Origin of the sequence: Empedobacter falsenii (assembly GCF_013488205.1) — a bacterium.
GTDB classification, from domain to species: Bacteria; Bacteroidota; Bacteroidia; order Flavobacteriales; family Weeksellaceae; genus Empedobacter; species Empedobacter falsenii_C.
The window spans coordinates 3,231,921-3,258,897 of the sequence record NZ_CP040908.1; the positions used below are offsets into that span (position 1 = coordinate 3,231,921).

Below are 26,977 nucleotides of genomic sequence, written 5' to 3' on the forward strand. Positions count from 1 at the left end.
ACAAGTCGTTTTTAAATAAAATAAAAGAAAACTTTAAATTAATGTTAAACAGAGATTCTATTCTGAAAATAAGATTAATAATAGAATATAATTCTATATAACAAGTAGAGTATTGATTTTTATTAAATAAAATTTCATAAAAAAAGGAGCTCAAATTGAGCTCCTTTTAAAATATTTGTTGAGAATTGATTATTTCAATTTCTTTTTAACCTCTACAGTTTCGTAAGCTTCGATAATGTCACCTACTTGAATATCATTGAAGTTTTTGATGTTAAGACCACATTCGTAACCTTTACTAACTTCTTTCACGTCATCTTTGAAACGTTTCAATGAAGCTAATTCACCATCGTGGATCACAACTCCGTCACGAATGATACGAATACTAGAGTTTCTGTAAACTTTACCGTCTAAGACCATACATCCAGCAATAGTACCAACTTTCGTTACTTTGAATGTTTCACGAACTTCAATATTACCAGTTACTTGCTCTTTCAACTCTGGAGATAACATACCTTCCATCGCTTCTTTAATCTCTTCGATCGCAGCATAGATAATTGAGTAAGTTCTAATTTCAACTTCTTCTTTTTCTGCAATATCACGAGCAGATCCACCAGGACGAACATTAAATCCGATAATAATCGCATCTGAAGCAGAAGCTAATAATACGTCAGATTCTGTAATTTGTCCAACTCCTTTGTGTAAGATGTTAACAATAATTTCTTCTGTCGAAAGTTTTTGTAAAGAGTCTGTTAATGCTTCTACAGAACCATCCACGTCCCCTTTCAAGATAATATTCAACTCTTTGAAATCTCCTAAAGCGATACGACGTCCAATCTCATCAAGTGTGATGTGTTTTTGTGTACGAATAGTTTGCTCACGTTGTAATTGATCTCTACGAGTTGCAATTTGTTTCGCTTCGCGTTCGTCTTCGTAAACTTTGAACTTATCACCTGCAGTTGGCGCACCTGCTAATCCTAATATTGTAACTGGTGTTGATGGTCCAGCAACTTTGATATTGTTACCACGCTCATCTAACATTGCACGAACTTTACCATGGTGAGATCCTGCTAATACATAATCTCCGATGTGTAATGTACCTGTTTGTACAATAATTGTCGAAACATATCCACGTCCTTTGTCTAATGCAGCTTCTACAACTGTACCAGAAGCTTTACGTTTTGGATTTGCTTTAAGGTCTAATACCTCAGCTTCTAATAATACTTTTTCTAATAAATCTTCTACTCCTAAACCAGATTTAGCCGAAATTTCTTGAGATTGGTAAGTACCACCCCAGTCTTCAACTAATAAGTTCATTTGAGCTAATTGCTCTTTTACTTTTTCTGGATTAGCTGCTGGTTTATCAACTTTGTTGATTGCGAATACCATTGGTACTCCAGCTGCTTGAGCGTGAGAAATTGCTTCACGTGTTTGTGGCATGATTTGGTCATCGGCCGCAATCACGATAATTGCAATATCCGTTACCTGAGCACCACGAGCACGCATCGCTGTAAAGGCCTCGTGACCTGGTGTATCTAAGAACGCTACACGTTTACCACTTGGCAATGTTACGTTGTACGCACCAATGTGTTGTGTAATACCTCCAGACTCACCAGCAATTACGTTTGCTTTACGAATATAATCTAATAAAGATGTTTTACCGTGGTCAACGTGTCCCATTACAGTTACGATTGGCGCACGAGTTACTAAATCTTCTTCGTTATCGATTTCTTCTTCTTCAGTTGAGATTTCTTCTTCAGCATTAGCAAATACTGCTTCGAATCCGAAATCATCTGCAACTAATTGAATTGTATCCGCTTCAAGACGTTGGTTCATGGTAACCATGATTCCCAATGACATACATGCAGAGATAACTTCTGTAACAGAAACATCCATTAACGAAGCTAATTCGTTAACCGTTACAAATTCTGTTACGTGTAAAGTTTTGTCCATGTCCATTGCTTCTTGCTCTTGCTCAGCAAACTCACGACGTTCTTTACGTTTGTCTCTTCTGTGTTTAGCCCCTTTAGATCCTTTTCCTTTATTAGTAAGTTTATCTAAAGTGTCTTTAATTTGTTTTTTAACATCTTCGTCAGAAAGTTCTACTTGAGGAACTCTTGGTCCACGATTGTTTCCACCTCTAAAGTTTCCACCACCTTGACGATTACCACCTTGTCCGCCTTGACGATTTCCGCCTTGACCTCCTGGGCGATTTCCACCTTGTCCTTGACCACCTTGACGGTTGTTATTATTTCCTCCTCCGTGGTTGTTATTACCACCTTGGCGGTTATTATTATTTCCTCCTCCGTGGTTGTTATTACCACCTTGACGATTGTTATTGTTTCCTCCGTTTTCTCCAGCTTTTGCTACATCTTCTGGTTTAACGTTTTTCTGGATACGTTTGCGCTTTTTCTTGTCAGCAGCGTTATTAGCACCTTTTTGATTCCCTTTTTTATCGTCAGTTTTTTTCTTATCAAATTTAGATAAGTCAATCTTTGCACCTGTAAAATTAGGTCCATCTAATTTTGTGTAGACAGTTTCAATTTTTTGAGGTTCAACTGCTGCTACTTCTTCAATCTCTTCTTTCTTCACTTCAGGCTTCGCTTCCGTTTTTATTTCAGGCTTTTTAACCTCTTCCACCTTTTTAGGTTCTTCTTTCTTCACCTCTTTTTTAACTTCCGCCTTCGGTGCTTCCGCCTTTTTAGGTTCTGCTTGCTCTTTTTTAGGAGCTGGAGAATCTTGCTTTTTAGGTTTACCTGTATTATTTATTTTATCAAGATCAATAACTTTAATCACTTTTGGTCCTTTCGTTTCCTCTTTTGATTCAGTTTTTGGTTCAGCTTTTGGAGCTTCCTCTTTCTTGATTTCTTCTTTGTTCACCTCTTCTTTTACCGCAGTTTTTTCTACTTTGGCTTTAGGTTTCAAAGCATCTAAGTCTATTTTTCCAACAGTCTTTGGTCCTTCCAATTCAACTTTCGTCGTTTCAATGATTTCAGGTTTCTTTTCTACTGGTTTTTCAGTTGCAGCTTTTGCTTCTGCTTCTTTTTTCTCAGCGGCTTTGATATCTGAAATTTTGTTAATGACTACTTCACCGGAAGCTTGCTTTTGTTTAGCATCAGATCGGAACTCATTAACTAAAATATCGTAAGTTGGCACATCGATTTTAGAGTTCGGATTTTTTTCTACTGTTGTACCCTTCCCTTCTAAAAAATCAACAGCTCTATCTATTGATATATTTAATTCTTTTAATACTTTACTTAATCTTATTGTTTCCGACATATGAAGCTAATCTCTTATTTTAATGTTTGCAAATGTATGAATTGTTTATGACTTGAGTATGAATTAATCTTCAAACTCTTCTTTTAACACACGGATTACGTCTAAGATCGTCTCTTCTTCTAAATCCGTACGTTTGATTAAATCATCAACATCTTGTTCTAAAATACTTTTGGCAGTATCTAACCCGATAGCACTAAATGCTTCGATTACCCATGCATCGATTTCGTCTGAGAATTCTGATAATTCTACGTCTTCGTCTTGGGCTCCTTCTCTGAAAATATCAATTTCCATTCCAACTAATTTAGAAGCTAAACGAACATTGTAACCTCCTTTACCAATTGCTTTCGAAACTTCGTCTGCATTTACGTAAACTAAGGCTTTGTTTTCTTCTTCATTAATTTCGATATTCGAAATTTTAGCTGGGCTTAAAGCGCGTTGAATAAACAAACTCATGTTGTTTGTGTAGTTGATTACGTCGATATTCTCGTTACGTAATTCGCGTACAATTGAATGGATACGAGATCCTTTCATTCCGACACAAGCTCCTACTGGATCGATACGATCGTCGTAAGATTCTACTGCAACTTTTGCTTTATCTCCAGGGATACGAACTACATTTTTGATTGTAATTAATCCGTCTAAAATTTCAGGAATTTCTTGTTCAAATAATTTCTCTAAGAATTTTGGTGATGTTCTAGATAAAATAATTTGAGGTTTTGCTCCTCTTAATTTTACGTCATCTACAACTGCACGTAATGTATCTCCTTTTCTGAAAAAATCTGATGGTATTTGATTTTCTTTTGGTAAAATCATTTCGTTTTGTTCGTCATCCATAATAATCACTTGTTTGTGACGTACATAGTGGATTTCTCCCGAAACTACTTCTCCAATTAAACCTTTAAATTTTTCGTATAAATTAGAATTATCATGCTCCATTACTTTAGAAACCAATGTTTGGCGTAATGTTAAAATCGCACGACGACCTAATGCTTCGATCGGAATTTTTTCCGATACTTCTTCACCTACTTCAAAATCTGGCTCAATTTTACGTGCTTCAGATAATTCGATATCTGTTGCGTCGTCTTCTGAGAAACCGTCTTCTACAACGATACGGTTGTGCCAAATCTCTAAGTCTCCTTTATCAGGATTTACAATAATATCAAAGTTATCATCTGTACCATATTTCTTTTTCAAAACACTTTTCAGGGTTTCTTCTAAGATTGCCATCAGCGTAATACGGTCGATGTTCTTATCGTCTTTAAAATCTCCAAAAGATTCAATTAATGCAAGATTGTCCATTAAACTTTAATTTTTTTAAAAGGTGACTTTTATAATCGCTTTCTTGATGTCAGCGTAATTTATTTTTTCTTCGTGTTCTACTGTAATTTTTCCTTTTCCTACAGGTTTTGGTTCGCGCGCTTCCCAAAAAATTGTAACACCTTCTTCATCGGCTTCTACAATTTCGCCTTCCACCACTTTGTCGCTTAATGTAGCTTCTAAAGTTCTTCCTACATTTTTGGCAAATTGGCGTGGCATGGTTAGGTTACTTCCTACACCAGGAGAGGAAACCTCTAATGCAAAATCACATTCTTCTCTATCAAGATTGTGCTCTACATGTCGACTTATTCTTACAATTTCTTCGACTGAAAGACCTTCGTCTCCATCTGCTAAAATTACAATTTTATCATCTGGAGTGATTTTCCAATCGATAAGAAACAATGACGGATTTTCCGCAATTGCTTCGTCTATCAGCTGTTTTACTTTACTTGAATCCATATACAACGAAAAAGAGAGCTATAACCAGCCCTCCTCCATTTATTCCTTTAAATTCTTTGCAAATATAGGTCATTTTTTTTTATTGACCTAATTTCAACCATTTAATCTGATTAATTCATCAGTTGATATACAAATATTCCGATAAAGATTAACGTTAATATAATGTCGTAACCTGTTGTCAAAATAAATCCTACAAAAGATCCGAAAGCAGATTTTAAAGCAACCTTGGGCGAAGCCGCAGTAAAAATTAATTCGCCTAATAACGCTCCCAAAAAAGGTCCTACGATAAAACCGATTGGTGGAAAAAATAATCCGATGATTAATCCGACAATAGATCCCCAAATTCCGTATTTGGTTCCGCCTAATTTTTTGGTCATATATGCAGGCAGTAAATAATCTAAAAGCGCACCTAATAACACAAAAAGTCCTGCAATAATTATCGTTCCCCAATTGTAACTACAATCACCACTAAATTTAAAAACTAATAATCCGACCAATGCCAAAGGTGCTCCTGGTAAAACTGGCAAAACAGTTCCGACCAAACCAACAACCAATAAAATTCCACTAATAAGATTTAGTATACTATCGTTATCCATTATTTTAGTATTTTTAAAACTGTAACTTTGCACAAACAAATCTATTTAAACTCAATTAACAGCTTATGCAAGATAAATCTTTTTATGAAGAATTTTCTGATGGTGTAAAATTTTTTTTCAATCAATATTTCAAAATTGATTTGTCTGAAAATCTTTTTAATTTCTTAGAAATTGTCACTTGGATAGCTATTCTTTTTGTGTTAGATTTTGTGCTAAGAGCTATTATTCTTCCGCTTCTAAAAAAATTAAAGAATTTCACCGAAAACGATTGGTTGAAGTTTTTGTACAAAAACAAAGTCTTTGTTTCCGCTATTCATCTCATTCCAATCAGTTTTGCATTAAGCATGAATGTTATTTTATTCAAGAATGAAGGAAATATTTTTCATGTTGTTCAACGCATTACGCAACTTATTTCATTAATCGTTTTTACGCAACTTATTTTCCGAGTTATCAATACAATTATTGATGTGTACAACGAAGAAAACAGTTATACAACAGTTGGAGTGCGAACTTTTGGACAAATGTTGAAGTTTATCATCACGTTTTTTGCGATAATTTCTGGAATAATGATTTTGTTTACGGTTGATAAAAATACGATTATTACTGTTCTCGGAGCTTTAACCGCAGCTGTTTTATTGATTTTTCGTGATGCGATTTTCGGATTTGTTTCTGGTTTGCAAATCTCTTATTCTAAAATTGTAAAAGTTGGTGATTGGATTACCGTTTCCAAAGGCGATATTGAGGGAACAGTTAAAGAAATTAACATTAATTTGGTGAAAATTGAGAAGTTTGATAAATCTATTGCAACGGTTCCTACTGTGGATTTGGTTTCGTCGCAAGTAACCAATCATATGGCGATGTTGGCGACTGGAACTCGTCAAATAAAACGTTCGGTTTCGTTTAATGTCAATTCGTTTCAGTTTTGTAACGAAGAAATGTTAAATCGTTTTGAAAATATTACTTTAATTCATCATTATATTCAACAAAAACGTCACGAAATTTCCATCTATAATCAAAACATTGAAAATTCTGATTTAGATATTAATGGTAAAAATTTAACCAATATTGGTGTTTTTAGAATTTATGTTGAACATTATTTAAAAAGTTTGAAAACTGTTTCGCAAAATGATCCAATTATTGTAAAACAATTACCTGTTTCTCCGCTTGGAATGCCGTTAGAAATTGGATGTTTTACAACTTCGGCAAGCAATTTGGAATTTGAAAGAATTCAGTCTGATATTTTCGATCATTTGTTGACAGCTTGTCGTAAATTTGACTTAGAAATTATGCAAAGCATTTCGCTTTCTGATATAAAAAAATTATAATATAAAATCATGACTAAATTAAGTGTTAATATAAATAAAATTGCCACAATTCGTAATGCACGCGGTGGAAATACGCCAAATCTTGTAGAAGCGGCAATCAAAATTCAGGAATTCGGAGGACAAGGAATTACGATTCATCCACGTCCAGATGAACGTCATATTCGTTACCAAGATGTGTACGATTTGAAACCTGTTGTAACAACTGAATTTAATATTGAAGGAAAACCGATTGATAGTTTTATGGAATTGGTTTTAAACTCAAAACCAGAACAAGTTACTTTAGTTCCTGATGCGGAAGATGCGATTACATCAAATGCTGGTTGGGATACAATCAAACATTTTGATTATTTAACTGATGTGATTAAAACGTTTAAAGATGCGGGAATCAGAACATCTATTTTCTTAGATCCAAATCCTGCTTTAATTGAAAGTGCTGCAAAAACTGGTGCAGATCGAATCGAATTGTACACAGAAGAATTTGCAACGCAATATGGTTTAGGAAATCTTGAAGCAATTAACCCATATAAAGAAACAGCTAAATTGGCAATTGAAAACGGCTTGGCTGTAAATGCTGGACACGACTTGAGTTTGGACAATATTGAATATTTTATTCGCGAAATTCCAACAATTGCAGAAGTTTCTATTGGTCATGCGTTAATTTCTGAAGCCCTATATTTAGGTTTAGAAAATACGACACAAGCCTATTTACGTAAAATTGAATTAGCAAATTTGTAAAAAATGGCAGAAATCTTACATAGTAAAATTGTCGGTTCTGGTGAAAAACATTTGTTGGTTTTTCATGGATTATTCGGGCAATTGGATAATTGGAGCACATTAGGAAAACATTTTGGTGAATATTTTACGACACATTTGATTGATTTACGTAATCATGGACGTAGTTTTCATAGCGAAGATTCTTCTTTAGCAGCTATGACGCAAGATATTGTGAATTATATGGATGCAAATTCTATCGAAAAAGCACATTTGTTGGGACATTCGCTTGGCGGAAGAATTGTGATTGATTTTGCGATGATTCATCAAAATAGATTAGATCATTTGATTGTTGCGGATATGGCACCAAAAGCGTATCAACCTCATCATAATGCGATTTTCAAAGCATTAAAATCTGTTAATTTTGATCAAGTCGAAACTCGAAAAGATGTAGAAGCTACTTTAGAACAATATATTCCTGAAATTGGTGTGCGACAATTTTTATTGAAGAACGTTTACCATGCCGAGAATGGAAAATATGCTTTTCGATTCAATTTAGATATTTTGGATAAATTTTATCAAGAGATGATTGGTTCTGAATTGTTAAAAGGAGAATTTGATGGTTCAACTTTATTTTTGGGTGGCGCAAATTCTAATTACATTATGCCAGAAGATGAAATGATTATCAAAGAGCGTTTTCCAAATGCGGAAATCAAGAAAATTGCAAATGCAGGACATTGGTTACATGCCGAAAATCCGAAAGATTTTACAGCAGAAGTTTTAGATTTCTTGTTGAATAAATAAAAACAAAAAAGCGAAATTCTAAATTTGAATTTCGCTTTTTTTATATCAGATTATCATTCCAAGTTTATCGAGAAATCTATTCTTTAAATCAATTTATTTTCTCTCAACAACGACCAATAAATCATAGTTGAATCTCGACTCAATTCAGTGAAATTTAGTTTTGTCAAAAGTTTCGTTGAACCAATATTTTCTATCAAACAACAAGCGGTTACTTCTTCCAAAGTTTCTTTTGTAAATGCCCAATTTATCAATTCCGCAGCTGCTTCAACGGCAAAACCTTGTTTTCTTTCTGCTTCGATAATTCCATAACCAATATCACAACTTCTTCCAACAAAATTATAACCTTTAAAACCAATGTCACCAATTATTTCTCGTGTTGATTTCTTGATAATCATCCACGATTCGAAACCTGTTGGTGCGTCAACTTTAGACAAGTTTACAATAATTCGAGGCAATGTTTCGATTACATCTGCATCTGGCCAACCTTTTCCTCTAACTAAATTTAATTGCTCTAATTCGGTATAATTATTCTGTAATATATTTTCGCAAATGGAAATCGTGAACGGCATCAAAATTAATCGTTCGCTACACAATTCCGTTACTTGTAAACTTTCTAAATGCATAATTGATGAAATTTTATAACTTCAAAATGTATCAACTCATCTTTCATTAATTTTTGAGAAGAATAAATCAACAATTCAATGTTTTTGAATGTAAATCTTACCAAATAATCTCTTCCCTGAAATTTTGATGAAATTACTTTTCCTTCAAATTTTCCATTTTCAGAAATTGTAATTTCTTCTGGATAAATGACAATTTTAGAAGAATCGATTCCTAAATCTTGCGAATCATCCAACACATTTACATAACCAAAAAGTTTGGCCACATAAGCTGTCGCAGGAGAATTTCGCACATTCTCGACCTCATCAAACTGAATCATTTTTCCGTTTTGCAAAACTAAAATTTTATCCGAAGTATAAAAAGCATCATTCAAATCGTGCGTTGTAAAAATTACTGTAATTTGATGCGCTTTGCACCAATCCATAATTTTTTCTCGAATGGTTAATTTTAATGTTTGATCTAAATTAGAAAAAGGTTCATCCAGCAACAAAATTTCGGGTTGTTGTGCCAAAGCTCGTGCAATAGACACACGCTGTCGCTGACCTCCACTCAGTTTATTTGGAAAAATATGTTTAAAATCTAACATTTCAACCACCGTTAACGCTTCGTCAATTTGTTGTTGCTTAAGTTCTAAATCAAAATTGCTTAAAAATTTTCCGACATTTTCGCCAACCGTCACAAAATCTAACAAATCATAATCTTGCGCTACGTATTTCATCATTTTATGACCTGGAATCAAGTTATAAGCAGGACCACGTAATTTTTTGGTATGATAGTAAATTTCTCCTTCTTTAAAATCTAACAAACCATAAATCAATTTCAGTAAAGTTGACTTTCCACTTCCACTTTCTCCGATAATACTTATCACTTCGCCTTTGTTAACTGCAAAATTGATGTTATCGAGTACTTTTTCTTCGAAATCTGGATAATTATAACTGAGTTGTTTTACGTTTAGCACGATTGAATAATTTTTCTTATGTTTGGCTAAGGTATTAGATTTATTCAATATGAAATAATTGTTTAATTATTTCATTTATTGATATAAATCAATATCAACTATTAATTTATATTATAGTTTTGTAAAAGAAAAAATTAAAAAAAGCGATATGAAAAAATTATTCTTAGGATTGGCTGTTGTTTCTGCTGTTGCATTAACATCTTGTGGAGGAAAAACTGAAACTAAAGCTGCTACAGAAGCTCAAGAAGGAGCAACATCAACTGAAGGAGCTGCAGAATATGCTGTTGATACAACTGCATCTGTTGTAAATTGGAAAGGTGGAAAAACTTTTGACGATATCAACAAACCAGAAGAAGGTCACTACGGAGTAGTAAAATTAAAAGAAGGTTCTGTAAAAGTACACGACGGAGTTTTAGAATCAGGGAAATTTGTTGCTGATTTTGCTTCTTTCGAATCGAAAGATTTAGATGCTGATGCAGAAAGTAAAGGAAAATTAGACGGACACTTAAAATCTGCTGATTTCTTAGACGTTGAAAAATTCCCAACTGCAACTTTCGAAATTACAGGAGTTAAAGCTTTAGAAGGAGGAGATTACAATTCAGAAATTTCTGGAAACTTAGATTTCCGTGGAGTTCCTAAAAATGTTACTTTCAAAGCTAACGTAACTGTTGATGCGAATGGTGTTACAATCAAATCTGAAGAATTCGGAATTAACCGTAAAGATTTCGGAATTGTTTTCACAGGTGGTGGAGGATCTATTGTAAAAGACGAAGTTTTATTACAAGTAGATTTATCAGCTAAACCAGCTGCTGCAACTGAAGAAGCTGCAAAATAATCGAATTGAATATTCATAAAATAATAGAAGCCATTTATCTTAGATAGATGGCTTTTTTGGTTTAGAGGCGAAAAAATATAATTTCTCTCATTTTTTTTGTGATAATTAATTGAACTTAATTATATTCGTACTCATAATTAATAACATACATTAACAAAACAATGAAAACAATTAAGTTCTTCCATCCGGATGAAACATTTAATTATAATATTGAAAAATCGTTATGCAAAGTCGTTTTTCAAGGAAATAAAAAATGTTTGTTGGTAGAAATACATTCGACTGATGACTTAGAACACGTAGAAGGCGATTCGTTACAAAACGATTTTCCTCAACTTTCTTTATTTATTGATGATTTTCCTTTGGATGTAGAATCTGTGGAGGAATTGAACGGTAAAAAAGTTTCTATTCCTTACGGTTTTGCCGAGGAAGAAGACGAAGAAGGTGAAACTGTGGAAGTATATTACACAACGTTGAATGTTTCGGAAGAAGATTATGAAACGGTGAACAACGAATTAACTTTTAGTGTAAATGACAAAGGAATTTTGACCTTAAATTGGAAAGGTGAAGTACAAGATTTTGTAGAAGAATCTGACGGAGATATTCCTTTCGAAATTGAATGTACATTTGAAGAATTCGAATTTGACGAAGACGATTTTGAAGAAATAATAAAACCAAAATAAATAAAAAACGGCTCAGAAATCTGAGCCGTTTTTCTATTTAAACATTTGATATATTTTATCTTTTTCGTAACCTTCGATAGTTACTTTTTGATTAGTACTATAAAATGTATATTCTTTACGATTATCTGTATCTATAATATAATTCGGAAAAGATTTATTTGGTCTTCTCATCCTTGCTTCTTTGAGATTTTTTCGATCCTTGTTGGCTATCAAAAAAGTCTTTTTATCAAGAATCAAAAAGTAATATTCTTTTTCTAAAGAATAATAGTTACTTGACGATTTTACAGTTAAGATTAATTTATTGTCCTTTACTTGATAAGTTCCTTCAGCAAAACCATAATTAGCATTATTGATTTCTTTACCGTTTTTATCTAACTCTACAATACAGTTATAAAAAACCGACTTGTATTGGAATTGTTGGTTGTTAAACAATTTCAATTCAAAGTTGCTATGTTTAAAGATTAAAGGAGTCGTCAACACTAATTTATCTTGCGCTTTTGTATTAATTGCAAGCAAAAATAATAATCCAACCAATAATTTATTCCACAAATTCATATAACTGATTAACAATTATATAAATTTAAAGAAAATTATTTTCCTTTCATAAAAATCCAAGCCAATAAACCCCAACCGATAATCATGAATAATCCTCCAAGTGGCGTAATTGGTCCTAAAAATTTAAGGTTTACGTTCCAATGTTCTGCGAATGACAACAAATAGATACTTACAGAAAAAACAAATGTTCCGGCAATTAAACACCAAGCAGCAGAGCGTTCTAATCCGTTGTTAAATTGAAAATACATTCCAACAGCTAATAAAACTATTGCATGATACATTTGATAACGTACCCCTACTTCAAAACTTGCTAATTTTTCCGCAGGTAAAATTTTCTTGAACGCATGAGCTCCGAAAGCGCCTAATATAACCGCCGTCATTCCGTATAATGAAGCGATTGTCAACACAAGATTTTTCATAAATTATCTCTTTTTATTTTATTCAGATTTCTTTTTTCCAGCCACAAAATCCTTCAAATAATATGGCTCGAAATACGCAACATCTTCAAATGACTTTTGGTTAAATTTTTCTTCCGCAACACGAATCATATCTTTTGCCGATGGAAAAGTTTGTATAAACGTAGCATCCAAATGCGCTAAAACTTCTTGACATTTTTCTGCTCCATCACCCACAAAAATAATTTTCTTTCCTTTCAATTCTTCAAAAGAAGTTTCGTCGATTACTTTCGCTTCGGTTTCTGTTAACTGATTTCCTTGCTTATCGAACAAAGCTGTATAGACTTCCATTCGTCTTGCATCAATCATCGGAATGATATAATCAACCTCTTGATTTAATTGTGATTCCGCCAAAATTTGCAACGAATTAATCGCCATCAACGGGATATCAGAACCATATGCAAAACCTTTGGCAGACGAAACGCCAATACGTAAACCTGTATAAGACCCAGGACCTTTTGAAACACAAACCGCCTCGATATCTTTCCAATTTATTTGCGCACCTTCCACACACCAATCCACAAACTGATTCAGTTTTTCGCCATGTGCATAATTTTCATCACTTTCTTCAACCAAACATAGTTGAACGCCATCTTTAGCAATCGAAACTGAACAATTTTTTGTTGAAGTTTCTAAATTTAAGATTGTTGCCATGATGCAAAGATACATCACGAAAGTTAGATGATTTATGTTTGATAAGATGATTTTCTATCAGAAATGGAGAAAATAATTAGCTTTAATCGATTTGTTTGACCAATTCTAATCTGTTCACAATAGAATTTTGTTCTAAAATAGTTCCTGGAGAAAGAACTGCATTTGCTCCAATTTTTGAATCGTCTCCTACCAAAGCTCCAAATTTCGTTACACCAGTTGAAATAATTTGATCGTTGACTTTTACAGAAATATTTTTATCAATACGTTCATTGTAATGATTCGCGCAAATAGAACCAGCCTCAAAATTTACATTTTCACCAATTAAACTATTTCCAACAAAATTGAAATGTGCTATTGCAGATTTTTCAAAAAGAATTGCTTGTTTTACTTCTGATCCCGGGCCAACAATAACCGAATTCGCAAGAAAAATTGGTCCACGTAAATACGCATGCGCTCCGATAAAACAATTTTCTGAAATAATAATTGTTCCTTTTAGTGTAACTCCTTTCTCTACAGTTGCAGATTTATGAATCGCAACACTACCTTCGATCGTATAATCATCAGATAGTTGCTGAATTTTATTGGTAATAATTTCCTCTAAATTATCTACGATTTCCCAAGGTTGCTGATTTACATTTTCTGGAAAGTGAGACAAAAAACTTTTTATATAATCTTGAATATTTATCATTTCTAAATTTAAAAAATCTAGAAATAAATTATATCAAAAAAAGGTTATTAAAATAGTTAAACCTCTATTTTTCTTCCAACGTAATAGGAACGCCAGCATAGAAATCTAATACTTTTTGTTTGAAAATATAGTTATATTTCGCTTGCAACATTTGCGATTCTGCAACCATCATATCATTACGCGAACGGTTAAAATCATATTGATTAATTACACCGGCATTGTAAGATTTTTGCGCAAAATCGTATGAAATTTTCGCATATTTTACCGCTTCTTTCGACGAATCGTATGACGCATAAGAACTATTTACTTCGAAATAAGCAGACTGAACATTTTTCAACACCTCTTGTTTCGATTGTAAAAGACCAACTTTTGCTAAATCCTCGTTGATTAATGCTTTCTGAATATTAATTTTATAGGAATATTGATTCCAAATTGGAATAGTCACACCAACTCCAAAAACACCTGTTACATTATGTCCTAATTGCTCTAATAACGCATCTTGGCGTAATCTCTTGTTGAAATATTGCAGATAGTTCGTTCCGAAATTGAAACTTCCTGTCACTTTTGGAAATAATGAAGTTCGCGCGATTTGAGTTTCTTTCGCAGCAACATCAATTTGCAATTCGGCATGTTTGACAGAAGGCTGATTTTGATAAGCCGTTTCCACCACATCATCCAAATTATACAATTGAGACGTAACATTATCTGGAATCTTCACATCGGTTACAGCAAAATTTCGGTAATCATTTAATTGCAACAACATCGCTAAATTGAACAATGCACGCTCTATTTCGATTTGTGCATTTACCACTTCACGTGTATTTGTCGCGACTTCAGATTCAGATTGAGCTACAACAGATTGAGCTACAGATCCAGCTTTAAACTTTTTTTGATTTTGATCCAATAATTGTTTCGAAATAGTTAGATTTCCAACTGCAACTTGTTTCAATTCTTTGTTCAATAAAACCGCCAAATAATAATTCGCTACTTGCAACGAAATATCATTTATCGTCATCGCAGTTTGCACTTTCGACGCTTCCAATTCCAAAGCAGCTTTGTCTTTATTCAATTGAACAACTCCACCACTATAAATATTAATGCTAGATTGTACACCAAATGAATGCGCAAATTGATAATATCCCTTTTCTATTGTTGGATTATACGTTCCGATTGTAAAATTAGTATCTACATAACCCGAAACCGTTGGCAACCATGCATTGTAGGTTAACTCTAAATTTTTATTGAAAATTTCTTGGTTGATGGTATTCTGCTGAACAGTCAAATTATTTTTCGAAGCATACTCAATACACTTTTCAATTGTCCATTCTTCTTGGGCAAACGAAGAAAGAGAAGTAATAAATAGTAAAGTAAAAAATAATTGTTTCATAGACTATTCTTGTCAGAAAATTAAAGATATAAAATAAGTCGAATTTCTAACCAAAATGTTACGAAATTCGACTTAAAGTTTTATTTGGTCAGTAAATTAACCTTTAATTTTTGAAGCAATTGCAAATTCTTCTGCAAAAGCAGCGATTCTTTCTGCAACTTCTTTTTCCTCTGTTGCTCTTTCGTAAGAACTAGACATCGAAATTAAAATTTGGTGAAAGAAACGTTTCATATCATCTTGTGTCATTTCTTTTGTCCACAAATCGATGCGCAAAGCTTCTTTTGCTTTATCATCCCAAACAGAAAGTAACATTGCTTTTGTTTCTTCGTGACTAATTCCACCGTCTGGTGCATTCCAAGTCATTTTTTCTGGTACGTGATTTTCGTCCAATTCAATCTCTACCGTAATATTTGTTGTTCTCATAACTTCTAATTATTAGTTTATTTCACAAAATGGTAAACTTTACCATCAATTGTTTTTGTTGTATAATTTGTTGAATTATTACTTTCTAAAGCTGGCTTATATTTAGAATCTTTGAAGATTTTTTGACCATCCATATCATCTAACAAAGCTTTCAATTCTACCTTCGGATTCTCTTTCATGTATTGGCGAATAATTTGCAAACCAATCCAAGCCGCAATTCTTCCTGGAGAATCTTGTTCTATTTCATTATTAAATTTTGAAAATGGACTAACTGCTAAAAAGCGTTTATCCAAAGAAGCATCTGAACTGAATACATAATTTTGCTCCACAAAAAAGTTCCAAATTTGACCTTCGTTCTCAATACACCACTGAATTTGTTCTGGCGTGTAACCAACTTTATATTCGTCTGGTGTAACTGTTAACAATGCATCTTGCAAAATCAATTTCTTCCCTTCATAAATCATTTTATCAATAAATAATTGATTTCTTGGGCTAAATGTTACCACATCATTCGCAATTGCATCAACAGCTTGAGAAGGCAAACGATTAAAATCTAAATTTGTGCGTAAATAACGTTCTACGCCAATGCTATCATATAATTTATTCTTTGACCCCAAATACGCATCCATCGCAATAAACATCAAGCCAGATTGCTGACTAAACATCACAGGATAATCTATATTTTGTAAACCTGATGAATAGGTATAAACCGTCGGAATTTTATATTCTGGAAAATAAAATTGGTAACGTTGAAACATCGGCGTTAACGATTGATTTAAGTTTTTAAAATCTCCAAAAACCTTTCGAGATTGTCCATAAATACTCAATTCTTCTTTATTACGACGTTGACTTTCCCATACGTCATCCGCAGTTTTTGCATCAAAAAAGAAAGGATAATCTTTTCGTAAAGCCGCTAAAGGAATCGAATCGTTAAAAAAATCTTGGCTGATATCATGAATATTCAACTGAACATTTTGTTCTTTGACATCCACTTCCCACGATTTTTCTTTTTTGCACGCAGTAAATAAAATTAAACTCGCAAAAGCTAAGCCATATACAAATTTCATTGCTTGGTTATTTAGCTAACAAAAATAGTAAAATAATCTGTAGTATTTTCAACCCTAATTTTTTTCATAATCTGCTATCTTTGAAATAAATTATTAAACTATGCAAACTGAAAAAGTTGTAGAATATATTGTTTCTTGGTTGAAAGATTATTTGGAAACAGCGCACCAAAAAGGCTTTGTGATTGGAATTTCGGGCGGAATTGATTCGGCTGTAACCTCAACGCTTTGTGCAATGACAGGTTATCCTTTGCTTAATTTGGAAATGCCAATTCATCAAGAAAAAAATCAAGCGGATAGAGCAAAACGTCATATTGAATGGTTAAAAAATAAGTTTTCGTCGCCAATCGATTCGATAGAAGTTGATTTAACCTCAACTTTTGATGCAATGGTTTCGGCTTTACCAGAAACGGAAACGACAGACAAAGTGAATTTAGCGTTGGCCAATACACGCTCTCGTTTACGTATGACAACACTTTATTATTTTGCTGGTTTACACAATTATTTGGTTGCAGGAACAGGAAATAAAGTCGAAGATTTTGGCGTTGGTTTTTATACAAAATACGGTGATGGCGGTGTAGATCTTAGTCCGATTGCTGATTTAATGAAATCGGAAGTGTATAAAATTGCTGAGTTTTTAGGCATTAATACAGATATTCAAAAAGCAAAACCAACCGATGGTTTATTTGGCGATGATCGTTCGGATGAAGATCAATTAGGAGCAAATTACGATGAATTGGAATGGGCGATGAAAGCGAAAGAAGCTGGAAAAACTGCAGATGAATTTGAAGGAAGAGAAAAAGAAGTTTTCGAGATTTATTCGAGATTAAATCGTATTAACCAACACAAGATGGTTCCAATTCCGATTTGTGATATTCCAGAGGAATTGATGAAGTAAGTGAACAGGTAAAACATATTCCGAGTTTCGAAATTCGAACTTCAATAAAACATATAATTAGAATACAATTTAAAAGCAAGCGAAAGTTTGCTTTTTTATTTTGATGTGATGTTGACACGAATTCAACATGACTTACGTATAATGTCATTCTGAATGTAGCGTTAGCGGAATGAAGAATCTCAGATTCCTCGACAAACTCGGAATGACATTTTCTTAATTGATAATATAAATGAAGAAGTCGTAAGTGAAATTTTATTATTTAGCCCAGCTTGGTAACTCTTTCCAACCTTGTGATGGAGCTTCTTTTATATTATCTAGAACAGGTTTATTTATATATAGTTTAGTCGTAAAAAATAGTCTATTAACCCATTCATTTTTATTGATTTTAACTAAAAATCTTTTACCTATTTTACTATTATAGAAAGATGTGCTATCATTATCGAAATAGTCACTACCATTATTTAATTTATCATTATATAAATAATTAAATTTTATTTTATTTGAAGAATTCTTACCTATAAAATCAATTCTAGTCAAAGTAGCAATAGTATATCTGTAATTTTCCTTAGTTGAATTATCAAAATGATTATTCAATAATACATAAATAACTATCAAAAATAAAGAAGAGAAAATTATCATACTCCATATACTTTTTGTTTTAAACATAGTAAATAAATTTTATTTCTAAATATACTAAAAACAAAAAACTCAGTAATACTACTGAGTTTTTTTATGTTGTAAATAATATGTTATTGCGATATATGCGAGGGCGATTCCGGATAAGTTTGCCATTAAATCGACAAAATCAAAACTACGATGAAGTGATGTTAAAATGCCTTGTAAAATTTCGATAAGAAAACTTACCAAAAATGGAATTATCATCAAACGTAGATTTGTTATTTTGTATGCGACAAATAACAAAATCGTCATCATTCCAAACATTCCACAATGTACAACTTTATCAAAATTATCAATCTTAAAAAAGATTCCTAATTCTTCGATTGTACTTAATTTCGAAAAATTTTCTTGTGGAAGTAGCGTCAGATAAAACACCAACGCTACATATGCAAAGAATATTATTTTTTTTGTCTTATGCACCGATTAATTCTCCGTAAGCAGCTGCGTCTAATAAAGCATCTAATTGAGAAGCGTCTTCAATTTTTACTTTGATAATCCACCCTTTTCCGTAAGGATCAGTGTTGATTAATTCTGGCTCACCTTCTAATTCAGTGTTAAATTCTACAACTTCACCGCTAATTGGCATAAATAAGTCAGAAACTGTTTTTACTGCTTCTACTGTTCCAAATACTTCTTCTTGACCTAAAGTTTCTCCTTCTGTTTCTACGTCAACATAAACAATATCTCCTAACTCTCCTTGTGCGAAAGCTGTAATACCGATTGTTGCTACGTCTCCTTCTACAGAAATCCACTCGTGATCTTTACTGTACTTTAAATTGTTTGGAATGCTCATAATGTTTGTTTTATTGTTTTTTAATTTCCGAATGTAAAGGTAGCACTAAATCCGGCACGAATTTGAGAAATTGGAAAAGCTGTTGAAATTTTATATTTACTCATCATCTGATCCCAATAAAATCTCAAGTTCAAATTCTTACTTACGTTATAATCTGCCGTTAACTTAAACGTCATAATTCGCTGTCCACCTGTAATTTGCGAATCTCCATAAATACTTGTTGGTACGTTTGGATTTTGTACGTCATCAAAGTTATAAATTACTTTTCGAATTGTTGTTTGATTATCTCTTAATGAGAAATCTCCTCGAATATTTAAGTCACCTTTGATTGTTTTCTGATTTCCTTGGTAACGAATTTTCATTTTGAAATCTTTGAAAATATATCCAAATCCAACAATATATTCAGATCCATAATCTTCTGTATACGTATAATTTGTTGTACTTAATGATAATAAACGATCTCTGTTATATTGCGCACGCAATTGCATACTGTTACGGAATGTTAAATCTACTCCAATCAATGGCGAGAAAGATTCGATCATGGTAATGGCTCCATATAAATTTTGTGTATAGTAATTTCCGTTTTCATCTTTACCAGTCACTTGTCCGCCACCCATAATTCCTGTATCTAACATAAAGTTTGGATTCGACTGAATTCCTGTTGTTGTATAAGTCGAATTATATGAACTCGAAATCTCAACATTATCAAAATATTTATTGATAATTGGAACAGATTTCAATCCTGTGTACGTTACGCGCCAGTTCGGAACCGGAATAGAACGATTGTATCCTAACTTCGAAGAACCTGCATCTTTTCCTTGCACCGCCGCTAAAAAGGCTGGTAAAAGTACATCAGAACTTCTTGCATTAAATCCTTCGTAATAACCCAATCCATCTTTATTTCCGCTACCTCTTTTTTGTGCTAATCGCTCAGAAATAGTTTTAGTATTTGTTAGGAATTGCTCAAAAATTGCATCTCCATCTTTGAAAGCTGTTTTGATATTTACGGTCGAAATATTAAGATTTGCTAATTCATCAATGTAAGGATTTTCGACTGCTAAATTGAATCCTGAATGATAAATACGACGATCTTTTGTACGTTTTGCATTCAAATCAATTCGTAAATCTGGAATAGGCTCAATCAAAGCAGTTCCATTAAAATCAGAACCTTTTGTTATTTGATACGCATCCGTCATCAATTCATCTCCTACAATCAATCCTCTTTCAACTAATTGTCGTTTGATATCGAATTGTGTTCCATAAACGAAACCTAAACTTGGTCCATTTTTACCATCAACACCAAAGAAACCTGGCTCGTACAATAATCCTGGAATTACGGCTCCATTTGTTTGATTAAATGTGAAATTAGCGCGTTTTAGTGATGATAAAACCATCCAACCATAATCTTTTGCTGTAAATTTATGTTTGAATTTATAAGCTGATTTCTTATTTGTACGACGTTTTTTAGAGAATAAAGTTGTGTAAACTGTATTCAACGAATCTATTTCTGCACGACGACCTTTCAAGATCGAATCGTAACGTTTGTAACCTTTAAACTCTGGATAGAATTTCGTAAAATCTAAATCTCCCATCAAATTGATCGAATTCGAGTTTTGAGCTGTACCATTTCCTAAATTAACAGGTCTTCCGTCTACTTCAAAATTTCTGTAAGCTGTAGAAGTTGCAACCCAGTTATAATTCGAAGTAAATCCAGCTTCAACATTCATCCAATTTAGATATGGGAAGAATTTTAAAGGTAATTTATAATTCACTTGAAATTGTTGATCATACTGAACTGGACGTCCAATTGTAAACATATTTTGCCAAATCATATCTTGATCTGCACGCTGGAAAGTTGTTCCATCATTCAACGTCATTGTCGAAGATGTTAAATCTAAACGCAACGATTTTGTCAAATCAAAACCTAAATTATATTGCCAATTGAACAAGAAGTTGTTACTATATGTCGGACGAATTAAGTTCGAAGAACTTCCTCCTCCTAAATATTGACTGATATCTCGATATTGTCTTTCGCTATACGTTCGCGCAATCTCTGTACGGAAAGAGAAACGTGTTGGCAAAGGATTCACATTAAATTCACGAATAAATTGTAAATATTTTCCTGATTCCTCTTTTGGTTGAACCGCACGCCATTTTTTGAAAGGCTCGTACGATTTTCCTCTAAATCCGAAATTATAATTAATCGATGCTCTTAATTGCTGATTTACATTGTATTGAGTATAAATATCACGATAATAATTATCTGAATACATCATTGAAACTGAGAAGTTAGAAGGATCATAGAAACGAACAGGATTGTTGTTATTTGTAGATCTAACTTTTCGAATATTGTTAAAAGCAAAACTTTTGAACTGCGTATAAGTACGAACAACTTTTTCTAATTCGGCTTTATTAGGCGCTTCATCAAAAATAATATCGTTGTCTAATGGATTATATTTTGGATCGACAAAACTTTCCTGAATTGTAAAATCGAATGGAATTTCCATTCCCCATTTCTTTGGTAAGAATTTGTCTAATTTTACTTGTGCATTCAACGCGTATTGTAATGATTCGTCCTGATTACGATTTGCAGGACCTTGATCGATAGCACCAAAACCTACAGAACTTGTACTTCCAGAAACTTGTACATTTGCAAAGTCACCTAAATTGAACTGCACATTTGCAGAAGCTGCATAACCTCCTTGGTTATCAATTTCGCTCAAACGAAGTTCGTTCACCCAAAGTAAAACCTCTTTATCAGTAGGTCCAGATGTATTACGAACCCCAATCATGATCGAAGATACATTCCCCAATGTTGGACGACCTTTTACGTAAATCGTTTTATTTGGATTCTCTTGATCGAAAGCAAAATTGAAACGTTGCAATGTATTAAAATCAATAGCATCTCTTTGTTTTTTAGCATCTGTAAACAAATCTGTATTCAAGTCGATAAAGTTTTCATCAGGCCAAACTGTGCTTTCTGTTGCGGAACTTTGTGGCGTATATTTCAACGGCATTTCATATTCGTAGTAGTTATCTGTATAATCACTACCTACACGAATAAATAATTTTGTACCATTATCAATTGCATTTGACGCTCTATCTAATAAGTTTTGAGCAGATACAAACATTTGTAATTTTTTGTATCGGCGCAAATCTAAATTTGTATTCTTAAAAATAGCTTTTGAAGTACTACCTAATTTAAACTTCGCTTTCAAAGTCATCGAAGCTTCATTCTGAGATTGAATACCTGTTGCACCTTGCGTTTGTTCACGATATACTCCAGGAGGAATCATATAACGAGGACGATCTGTACCATTTCGTTCGATACTAACCTCACCGACTTCTAAATCATCGATATTTTTATCTTCTTCAGTTCCTTCTTGATTTCCAGCAGCCATTAAAGGATAAACATTTTTGGTATAACGACGCCATTCAGAACGAACTAAATCAAACGTACCAAAACGAATTGTTGTTTCTTCTTCGAAACCACGCATCACCATACGCATAAAACGAGCAGCTGTTAATACGCTTTCTGCTTGTGCAATAGACGCATCATTGTTTAACTCTTCTACTCCATCTCCGTCAAGATCTAAATCAAAGTTATCAACAGGAATTCGAACTTGATACCATTTAACATCATGTTTCGTTTTGTCAGGAAATTCCCCTTGAACCGTTTTTCTTGCAACAATAAATTTATTGTTTGGATCTTCTAACGTTTGACGGTTAATTTTTAACGTATACTGATTATAGTTTTCTGTTTGATCTAAATTGAAATCACCATTAATATCTTCAGTATCTGGAGTTAAAGATGATGCATGTAAAGGATTATCGGTTGAATTGTTTCCTTGTGGATTTCTGAAATAACGGTAACGATCTTGAACTGTATTCCCAATTGATGCTCCTCTGAAACGATCATCTAAGAAGAATAAATAATTATCATTCGCAGGATCTAATTCTCCTGTAACCAAATTATTACTCGTTATTCCATAACGCTGCGCTTCTTCCTCATCTGTTAATCCATTGTACCCTAAATCTTGTTGTTTTCGGGCAGCTCCATCTGTATCAAAAGCATATAAAATTGGATTTAACTGAGGTGTTTTCCCCCATTTTGATTCAACAACTTGAACACCATTATTAGAATGAGGTAATCCATTTTCGTACATCATTTCTCCGTCTTTTAAGACATCTTCCGAAACATTTCCTAAATGTACCAATAACTCTCCTTCTCCACCTTTTCCATCTGCATAAGGATCCATCATCCAAAACTCGATGTATTCCACATTCGAATCTTTGAAGTTAGAAACTGAAATAGGACGCATAATTGCTCCCCAATTTTTCGTGTCTACTGCATTTGGATTAACGTTATAAGGTCCACGTTCTTGCGGATAGAATGTCATGTCTAATGTGCTGATATACGAATTTGTACCAGCCATTACATCACGTTGATCAAAAAGTTCCTTTAACTTAATGCGACGCGCCATATGCGTTGACATTTGTTGATCTGTTAAAGGTGAACTTCCTCCCATTCCATAAAAACGAGGATCAATCGTGTACCACGATAACATACGACGACCATTGTTGAATGATAAATCGTCATTTTTCATTCCATTCGGGAAGAACGGGTGATAACCAGAGGCAGAATATCCAGCAGGTTTTCCTGGTGTTGATCCAAATTTCCAAGAACCAACATCTAATAAACTAATGCGAGATTGTGCATCTTCGAAATCGTCTATATAAGAATAACCTCCCGTAACCTTGTTCATTCCTGGCATCAAATAAGCTGCTTCTGCCTGAACACTAATGTTCGACATTTGATCAGTTTTGATTCCCGGAATTTTATTTGTTAAACGAGTTAACCACTCAGCTTCTGAGTTATATTGTGTATTAAGTCCAAAAATTGTGTTGTTCACAGGTTCTGAACCAAATTGTGTTTTTTGCGTAACTGGACGTTCTTGGTAATTAATTAAAGTTCCGCCTAACATCAATTTATCACTAAATTTATGCTCGACATTAATTCCCATGAAACGTTTTTTCTGTAAATTAAATGTTGATTGATTTTCTAAAGATACATTAATTGGTGCTCCAGAATTTTTCAATTGTTCGTTGATGATTTTTACACGACCCAACTGATAATCTACCGTATAATCTACGCCTTCTGTCAACGTTGCTCCACCAGAAGTTACCTTAACAGAACCTTGTGGCACGTTGAAAGCACCCAACGGAATACCGTCTGTCACCGTTCCTTTGTATCGACCTTCTAATGTATAACGATTGGCTAATTTTTCGCCAGAAAGTGTATTTGGTAATTGACGATAAATTTGATTGAAAACGTATTCTTGATTTTGACCTTGTAATTTATTGCTCAAATATTTACCAAAAGGCTCAACTGAAGTGAAAATAATATTTCCTCTTTCTGTATCAATAGTTAATCCTGATTGAAAATCGAACAAACCATCTCCTTTACTTCCGTCAGGATTTTGTTGTAATTGTCCGTTCGAATTTAATCTATCCATATTCAGAACTTGTAATAACGATTGTTCTGAAACAGCAGAATTTGGTAAATAATTTAATGTTCCCGATGATTCTTTACCATTATCTTTGAAATTAATATTCATCAAGAAATCTTCACTCGAAACACCATAAGCATTTAACGAATAAATATTTTTCATCATCAAATCCCACATTGGCGAAGCGACATTAACAGCAGAATTTGGTTTGATTAATTTCGCAATAATTGGTTTATCTGTCTCGCTCGACATCTGTCCAACTTTGTATAATTTTGTCGGATCAGAGCTTAACGAATATTGAAACGAAACCGCTAACAAATCTTCACCATCAACCAAAGGCGTATTCAAGGAAATGTATCCTAATTTTGGATAGAAAGTGAATTCGGAAGCATCAAGTTTTCGAACATTTTCATTAACGATAAAGTTTTCTCCATCCTGAAATTGCTCTCCATTAAATTCATGAGTATTTAAGAAGCTTCTCGCATCACTAATTTTAGTGAATTTTTTATCTAAGATTTCTTCATACAACTTATTATTACCATTTTGAGGAGCTGTATCACCTTCTGCGATATCTCGCAAAGCAATAATAGCACGTCTATTCTGTTGATTTCCTCCAGATTTATCGACTTTCCAAACCTCAATATTACTAATGTTGATATTACTATTAATCGCAGGATAATTTTCTAGCGCTTTATCATAACGATCTCTAAAAAATTGACCTAAGAAAAAGTGTCTATTGTATTCATATTTTTCGGCAGCGACTTTAAAATCAGTCATCACACCACCACCTTGAACCACGATATTTTTAGATTCCGAACGTTGCTCAGAAAAGACAGCCGATACATTTGTACGACCAAATTTAAGATCTGTTCTAACTCCAAAAAGTGACTGCGCACCCGTAATCAACGAAGTACTAAGCGGCATCGAAATATTACCAACCTCAATATTTTGTAGAATATCATCTTCTCCTCCAAATGGATCCAATTTATTCCCTAAAGCCTTTCTCCATTGAAGTTTCATTTGATTTTCGAAGCCAAAACCAGCTTGCGTATCATAATTCACTTTCATCTGAAGATTTTCTCCGACTTTCCCCAAAATACTCAATTGCATACGCTGGTTAAGATCCATTGTAAGCGTTTGACGGTTTTGCGGTAACAACATTGGATTGTCTATCTTTTGCAAGAAAACACCCAATTCTAAATTTGCATAACCTTGCGGAATCAATGAGATTTCTGATCCACCAAAAATAGTTTCGAAAGCTTTCGATTTTACTTTAAAACTTGGTAAAATACTTCCTTCCTTTTTCCCTTCCTTATCTCCAAAACGTTCTTCACGATAGTATTGATCGTTGGTTTGAGATTTTACTCGGAAATAATTTTTCATGTCTTGATTCTGAACCAAAGTCAGGTATTCTTGACGTGTCAAATAGATAGGTTCGGAAACTAAACTTGTTCCAATTTGAGGATATAAAATATACTGACGCTTTATCGCATCATATTGTACATCGTATTTTATTTGATTATCTAAAAACAATCCACCTTTTTGATCTCGGATAGGAAACTTAAGCGTATCACTTTCCTGAGCCATAACATCGCTCATAGTTCCCATTGCAAAAAGGAAACACAAAGCCGCTATAGTAGAGCCTTTACGAATAGTTTTTGGTTCGTTATGAATCTTCATTAAATTTTCTTCAAGGTTTCTTTTACTAAGAATTCCACGTCTGCATCTGGTTGATCTTGTAGGATTTTGTCCATAATTTTCTCTGCAGATTTTTTAGGAATTCCTAAAACTTCTAAAGCAGATAACGCTTCATTCTTAGATTTATTTTTAACCGAAGTAGAATTAACATCTAATATTAAATTTTGATCCAATTTATCTTTCAAATCAATGATGATTCTTTGCGCAGTTTTAGCTCCAATTCCTTTTACACTTTGTAATAATTTGGCATCTTCTTGAGCGATTGCGGTTGCAATTTCTTTAGAAGAAAGTGTCGAAATAATCATCATTCCAGAAGCTGGACCAACACCATTAACACTAATTAATTTCTGAAAAATTTCTCGTTCTAATTTTGTTGCAAATCCATAAAGTATATGCGCATCTTCGCGAACAATTAAATGTGTAAAAATTGTAACCAACTCTTCGTGTTCTAAAGTAGAATACGTATTCAATGAAATATTGACCCAATATCCGACACCATTGCAATCTATTACAGCATTTGTTGGATAAATCTCGATTAATTTACCTCTTAATTGTGTTATCATTTTGACGTTTATTTAGTTACACTACATAT

At 33.3% G+C, this 26,977-nt stretch carries 24 protein-coding genes; 6 read left to right on the forward strand and 18 right to left on the reverse strand.

The window, feature by feature from the left end; genetic code table 11:
- Positions 1-189: 189 nt before the first annotated feature.
- From infB to FH779_RS15135, 4 genes are all read right to left on the reverse strand, one after another.
- Positions 190-3,276, reverse strand: a complete 3,087-nt coding sequence (infB, locus tag FH779_RS15120; RefSeq protein WP_180905283.1) for a translation initiation factor IF-2 — start codon at positions 3,274-3,276, stop codon at positions 190-192.
- 63 nt (positions 3,277-3,339) lie between these two features.
- Positions 3,340-4,575, reverse strand: coding sequence for a transcription termination factor NusA (gene nusA / locus FH779_RS15125; protein ID WP_038335048.1), 1,236 nt, complete (start codon positions 4,573-4,575; stop codon positions 3,340-3,342).
- Positions 4,576-4,590: 15 nt separating this feature from the next.
- Positions 4,591-5,052, reverse strand: coding sequence for a ribosome assembly cofactor RimP (rimP, locus tag FH779_RS15130; protein ID WP_038335047.1), 462 nt, complete (start codon positions 5,050-5,052; stop codon positions 4,591-4,593).
- Positions 5,053-5,162: 110 nt separating this feature from the next.
- Positions 5,163-5,648, reverse strand: a complete 486-nt coding sequence (locus tag FH779_RS15135; RefSeq protein WP_038335046.1) for a DUF456 domain-containing protein — start codon at positions 5,646-5,648, stop codon at positions 5,163-5,165.
- Positions 5,649-5,713: 65 nt separating this feature from the next.
- Between FH779_RS15135 and FH779_RS15140 the strand changes: the two genes are divergently transcribed.
- Genes FH779_RS15140 through FH779_RS15150 form a run of 3 tightly spaced genes read left to right on the forward strand, consistent with a single transcriptional unit; the run spans position 5,714 to position 8,488 of the window.
- Positions 5,714-6,973 (forward strand): mechanosensitive ion channel family protein, encoded by a 1,260-nt coding sequence (locus FH779_RS15140; RefSeq protein ID WP_180905284.1) that lies wholly within the window; start codon positions 5,714-5,716, stop codon positions 6,971-6,973.
- Positions 6,974-6,982: 9 nt separating this feature from the next.
- Positions 6,983-7,708, forward strand: coding sequence for a pyridoxine 5'-phosphate synthase (locus FH779_RS15145; RefSeq protein WP_180905285.1), 726 nt, complete (start codon positions 6,983-6,985; stop codon positions 7,706-7,708).
- Between the two features lie 3 nt (positions 7,709-7,711).
- Positions 7,712-8,488: an alpha/beta fold hydrolase gene (locus tag FH779_RS15150; protein ID WP_180905286.1), complete on the forward strand. Its 777-nt coding sequence runs from the start codon at positions 7,712-7,714 to the stop codon at positions 8,486-8,488.
- An 83-nt stretch (positions 8,489-8,571) separates the two neighbouring features.
- Here the strand turns inward: FH779_RS15150 and FH779_RS15155 are convergent, their stop codons facing one another.
- Together FH779_RS15155 and FH779_RS15160 are read right to left on the reverse strand one after the other, a co-directional pair.
- A complete protein-coding gene (locus tag FH779_RS15155; RefSeq protein ID WP_180905287.1) occupies positions 8,572-9,111 on the reverse strand; it encodes a GNAT family N-acetyltransferase in 540 nt (179 codons plus the stop codon).
- On the reverse strand, positions 9,102-10,067 hold the full coding sequence (locus tag FH779_RS15160) for an ABC transporter ATP-binding protein (RefSeq protein WP_180905288.1): 966 nt from the start codon (positions 10,065-10,067) through the stop codon (positions 9,102-9,104). The genes FH779_RS15155 and FH779_RS15160 overlap by 10 nt, the downstream gene beginning before the upstream one ends.
- Before the next feature lie 148 nt (positions 10,068-10,215).
- Between FH779_RS15160 and FH779_RS15165 the strand changes: the two genes are divergently transcribed.
- Together FH779_RS15165 and FH779_RS15170 are read left to right on the forward strand one after the other, a co-directional pair.
- Entirely contained in the window at positions 10,216-10,902 is a 687-nt protein-coding gene (locus tag FH779_RS15165; RefSeq protein ID WP_038335041.1) for a YceI family protein, read from the forward strand.
- A 161-nt stretch (positions 10,903-11,063) separates the two neighbouring features.
- Complete coding sequence (locus FH779_RS15170) at positions 11,064-11,582, forward strand: hypothetical protein (protein WP_114997937.1); 519 nt, start codon at positions 11,064-11,066, stop codon at positions 11,580-11,582.
- Positions 11,583-11,615: 33 nt separating this feature from the next.
- On the opposite strand, the gene FH779_RS15175 is transcribed toward FH779_RS15170, so the two are convergent.
- The 7 genes from FH779_RS15175 to gldB all read right to left on the reverse strand — a co-directional run bounded on the left by FH779_RS15175 (position 11,616) and on the right by gldB (position 16,811).
- Positions 11,616-12,137, reverse strand: coding sequence for a hypothetical protein (locus FH779_RS15175; RefSeq protein ID WP_180905289.1), 522 nt, complete (start codon positions 12,135-12,137; stop codon positions 11,616-11,618).
- Between the two features lie 35 nt (positions 12,138-12,172).
- The gene (locus FH779_RS15180; protein WP_114997942.1) at positions 12,173-12,556 is read right to left on the reverse strand and encodes a DUF423 domain-containing protein; all 384 of its coding nucleotides are present in this window, start codon (positions 12,554-12,556) and stop codon (positions 12,173-12,175) included.
- A gap of 18 nt (positions 12,557-12,574) precedes the next feature.
- The gene (gene tsaB, locus FH779_RS15185) at positions 12,575-13,246 is read right to left on the reverse strand and encodes a tRNA (adenosine(37)-N6)-threonylcarbamoyltransferase complex dimerization subunit type 1 TsaB (RefSeq protein WP_038335034.1); all 672 of its coding nucleotides are present in this window, start codon (positions 13,244-13,246) and stop codon (positions 12,575-12,577) included.
- Between the two features lie 82 nt (positions 13,247-13,328).
- Positions 13,329-13,934, reverse strand: a complete 606-nt coding sequence (locus FH779_RS15190; protein ID WP_114997944.1) for a DapH/DapD/GlmU-related protein — start codon at positions 13,932-13,934, stop codon at positions 13,329-13,331.
- A gap of 64 nt (positions 13,935-13,998) precedes the next feature.
- Positions 13,999-15,321: a TolC family protein gene (locus tag FH779_RS15195; RefSeq protein WP_114997947.1), complete on the reverse strand. Its 1,323-nt coding sequence runs from the start codon at positions 15,319-15,321 to the stop codon at positions 13,999-14,001.
- Positions 15,322-15,417: 96 nt separating this feature from the next.
- Positions 15,418-15,744: a gliding motility protein GldC gene (gene gldC / locus FH779_RS15200; protein WP_038335027.1), complete on the reverse strand. Its 327-nt coding sequence runs from the start codon at positions 15,742-15,744 to the stop codon at positions 15,418-15,420.
- Between the two features lie 17 nt (positions 15,745-15,761).
- Complete coding sequence (gene gldB, locus FH779_RS15205; protein ID WP_180905290.1) at positions 15,762-16,811, reverse strand: gliding motility lipoprotein GldB; 1,050 nt, start codon at positions 16,809-16,811, stop codon at positions 15,762-15,764.
- Between the two features lie 100 nt (positions 16,812-16,911).
- Here gldB and nadE point away from each other — a divergent pair, with 100 nt between their 5' ends.
- Entirely contained in the window at positions 16,912-17,706 is a 795-nt protein-coding gene (nadE, locus tag FH779_RS15210; RefSeq protein WP_180905291.1) for an NAD(+) synthase, read from the forward strand.
- A 255-nt stretch (positions 17,707-17,961) separates the two neighbouring features.
- Here the strand turns inward: nadE and FH779_RS15215 are convergent, their stop codons facing one another.
- Genes FH779_RS15215 through ruvA form a run of 5 tightly spaced genes read right to left on the reverse strand, consistent with a single transcriptional unit; the run spans position 17,962 to position 26,948 of the window.
- On the reverse strand, positions 17,962-18,372 hold the full coding sequence (locus tag FH779_RS15215; protein ID WP_180905292.1) for a hypothetical protein: 411 nt from the start codon (positions 18,370-18,372) through the stop codon (positions 17,962-17,964).
- A 51-nt stretch (positions 18,373-18,423) separates the two neighbouring features.
- Positions 18,424-18,804, reverse strand: a complete 381-nt coding sequence (locus FH779_RS15220) for a VanZ family protein (RefSeq protein ID WP_084106902.1) — start codon at positions 18,802-18,804, stop codon at positions 18,424-18,426.
- Positions 18,797-19,177 (reverse strand): glycine cleavage system protein GcvH, encoded by a 381-nt coding sequence (gene gcvH, locus FH779_RS15225; protein ID WP_038335019.1) that lies wholly within the window; start codon positions 19,175-19,177, stop codon positions 18,797-18,799. Before gcvH ends, FH779_RS15220 begins: the two co-directional genes overlap by 8 nt.
- A gap of 20 nt (positions 19,178-19,197) precedes the next feature.
- The gene (gene sov / locus FH779_RS15230) at positions 19,198-26,367 is read right to left on the reverse strand and encodes a T9SS outer membrane translocon Sov/SprA (protein WP_180905293.1); all 7,170 of its coding nucleotides are present in this window, start codon (positions 26,365-26,367) and stop codon (positions 19,198-19,200) included.
- Positions 26,367-26,948, reverse strand: coding sequence for a Holliday junction branch migration protein RuvA (ruvA, locus tag FH779_RS15235; protein ID WP_180905294.1), 582 nt, complete (start codon positions 26,946-26,948; stop codon positions 26,367-26,369). Before ruvA ends, sov begins: the two co-directional genes overlap by 1 nt.
- Between the last annotated feature and the right edge of the window lie 29 nt (positions 26,949-26,977).

Coding starts and splice junctions, on each gene's coding strand:
- infB (WP_180905283.1), bottom strand. CDS start 3,276: ATGTCGGAAACAATAAGATTAAGTAAAGTATTAAAAGAATTAAATATA.
- nusA (WP_038335048.1), bottom strand. CDS start 4,575: ATGGACAATCTTGCATTAATTGAATCTTTTGGAGATTTTAAAGACGAT.
- rimP (WP_038335047.1), bottom strand. CDS start 5,052: ATGGATTCAAGTAAAGTAAAACAGCTGATAGACGAAGCAATTGCGGAA.
- FH779_RS15135 (WP_038335046.1), bottom strand. CDS start 5,648: ATGGATAACGATAGTATACTAAATCTTATTAGTGGAATTTTATTGGTT.
- FH779_RS15140 (WP_180905284.1), top strand. CDS start 5,714: ATGCAAGATAAATCTTTTTATGAAGAATTTTCTGATGGTGTAAAATTT.
- FH779_RS15145 (WP_180905285.1), top strand. CDS start 6,983: ATGACTAAATTAAGTGTTAATATAAATAAAATTGCCACAATTCGTAAT.
- FH779_RS15150 (WP_180905286.1), top strand. CDS start 7,712: ATGGCAGAAATCTTACATAGTAAAATTGTCGGTTCTGGTGAAAAACAT.
- FH779_RS15155 (WP_180905287.1), bottom strand. CDS start 9,111: ATGCATTTAGAAAGTTTACAAGTAACGGAATTGTGTAGCGAACGATTA.
- FH779_RS15165 (WP_038335041.1), top strand. CDS start 10,216: ATGAAAAAATTATTCTTAGGATTGGCTGTTGTTTCTGCTGTTGCATTA.
- FH779_RS15170 (WP_114997937.1), top strand. CDS start 11,064: ATGAAAACAATTAAGTTCTTCCATCCGGATGAAACATTTAATTATAAT.
- FH779_RS15175 (WP_180905289.1), bottom strand. CDS start 12,137: ATGAATTTGTGGAATAAATTATTGGTTGGATTATTATTTTTGCTTGCA.
- FH779_RS15180 (WP_114997942.1), bottom strand. CDS start 12,556: ATGAAAAATCTTGTGTTGACAATCGCTTCATTATACGGAATGACGGCG.
- tsaB (WP_038335034.1), bottom strand. CDS start 13,246: ATGGCAACAATCTTAAATTTAGAAACTTCAACAAAAAATTGTTCAGTT.
- FH779_RS15190 (WP_114997944.1), bottom strand. CDS start 13,934: ATGATAAATATTCAAGATTATATAAAAAGTTTTTTGTCTCACTTTCCA.
- FH779_RS15195 (WP_114997947.1), bottom strand. CDS start 15,321: ATGAAACAATTATTTTTTACTTTACTATTTATTACTTCTCTTTCTTCG.
- gldC (WP_038335027.1), bottom strand. CDS start 15,744: ATGAGAACAACAAATATTACGGTAGAGATTGAATTGGACGAAAATCAC.
- gldB (WP_180905290.1), bottom strand. CDS start 16,811: ATGAAATTTGTATATGGCTTAGCTTTTGCGAGTTTAATTTTATTTACT.
- nadE (WP_180905291.1), top strand. CDS start 16,912: ATGCAAACTGAAAAAGTTGTAGAATATATTGTTTCTTGGTTGAAAGAT.
- FH779_RS15215 (WP_180905292.1), bottom strand. CDS start 18,372: ATGTTTAAAACAAAAAGTATATGGAGTATGATAATTTTCTCTTCTTTA.
- gcvH (WP_038335019.1), bottom strand. CDS start 19,177: ATGAGCATTCCAAACAATTTAAAGTACAGTAAAGATCACGAGTGGATT.
- sov (WP_180905293.1), bottom strand. CDS start 26,367: ATGAAGATTCATAACGAACCAAAAACTATTCGTAAAGGCTCTACTATA.
- ruvA (WP_180905294.1), bottom strand. CDS start 26,948: ATGATAACACAATTAAGAGGTAAATTAATCGAGATTTATCCAACAAAT.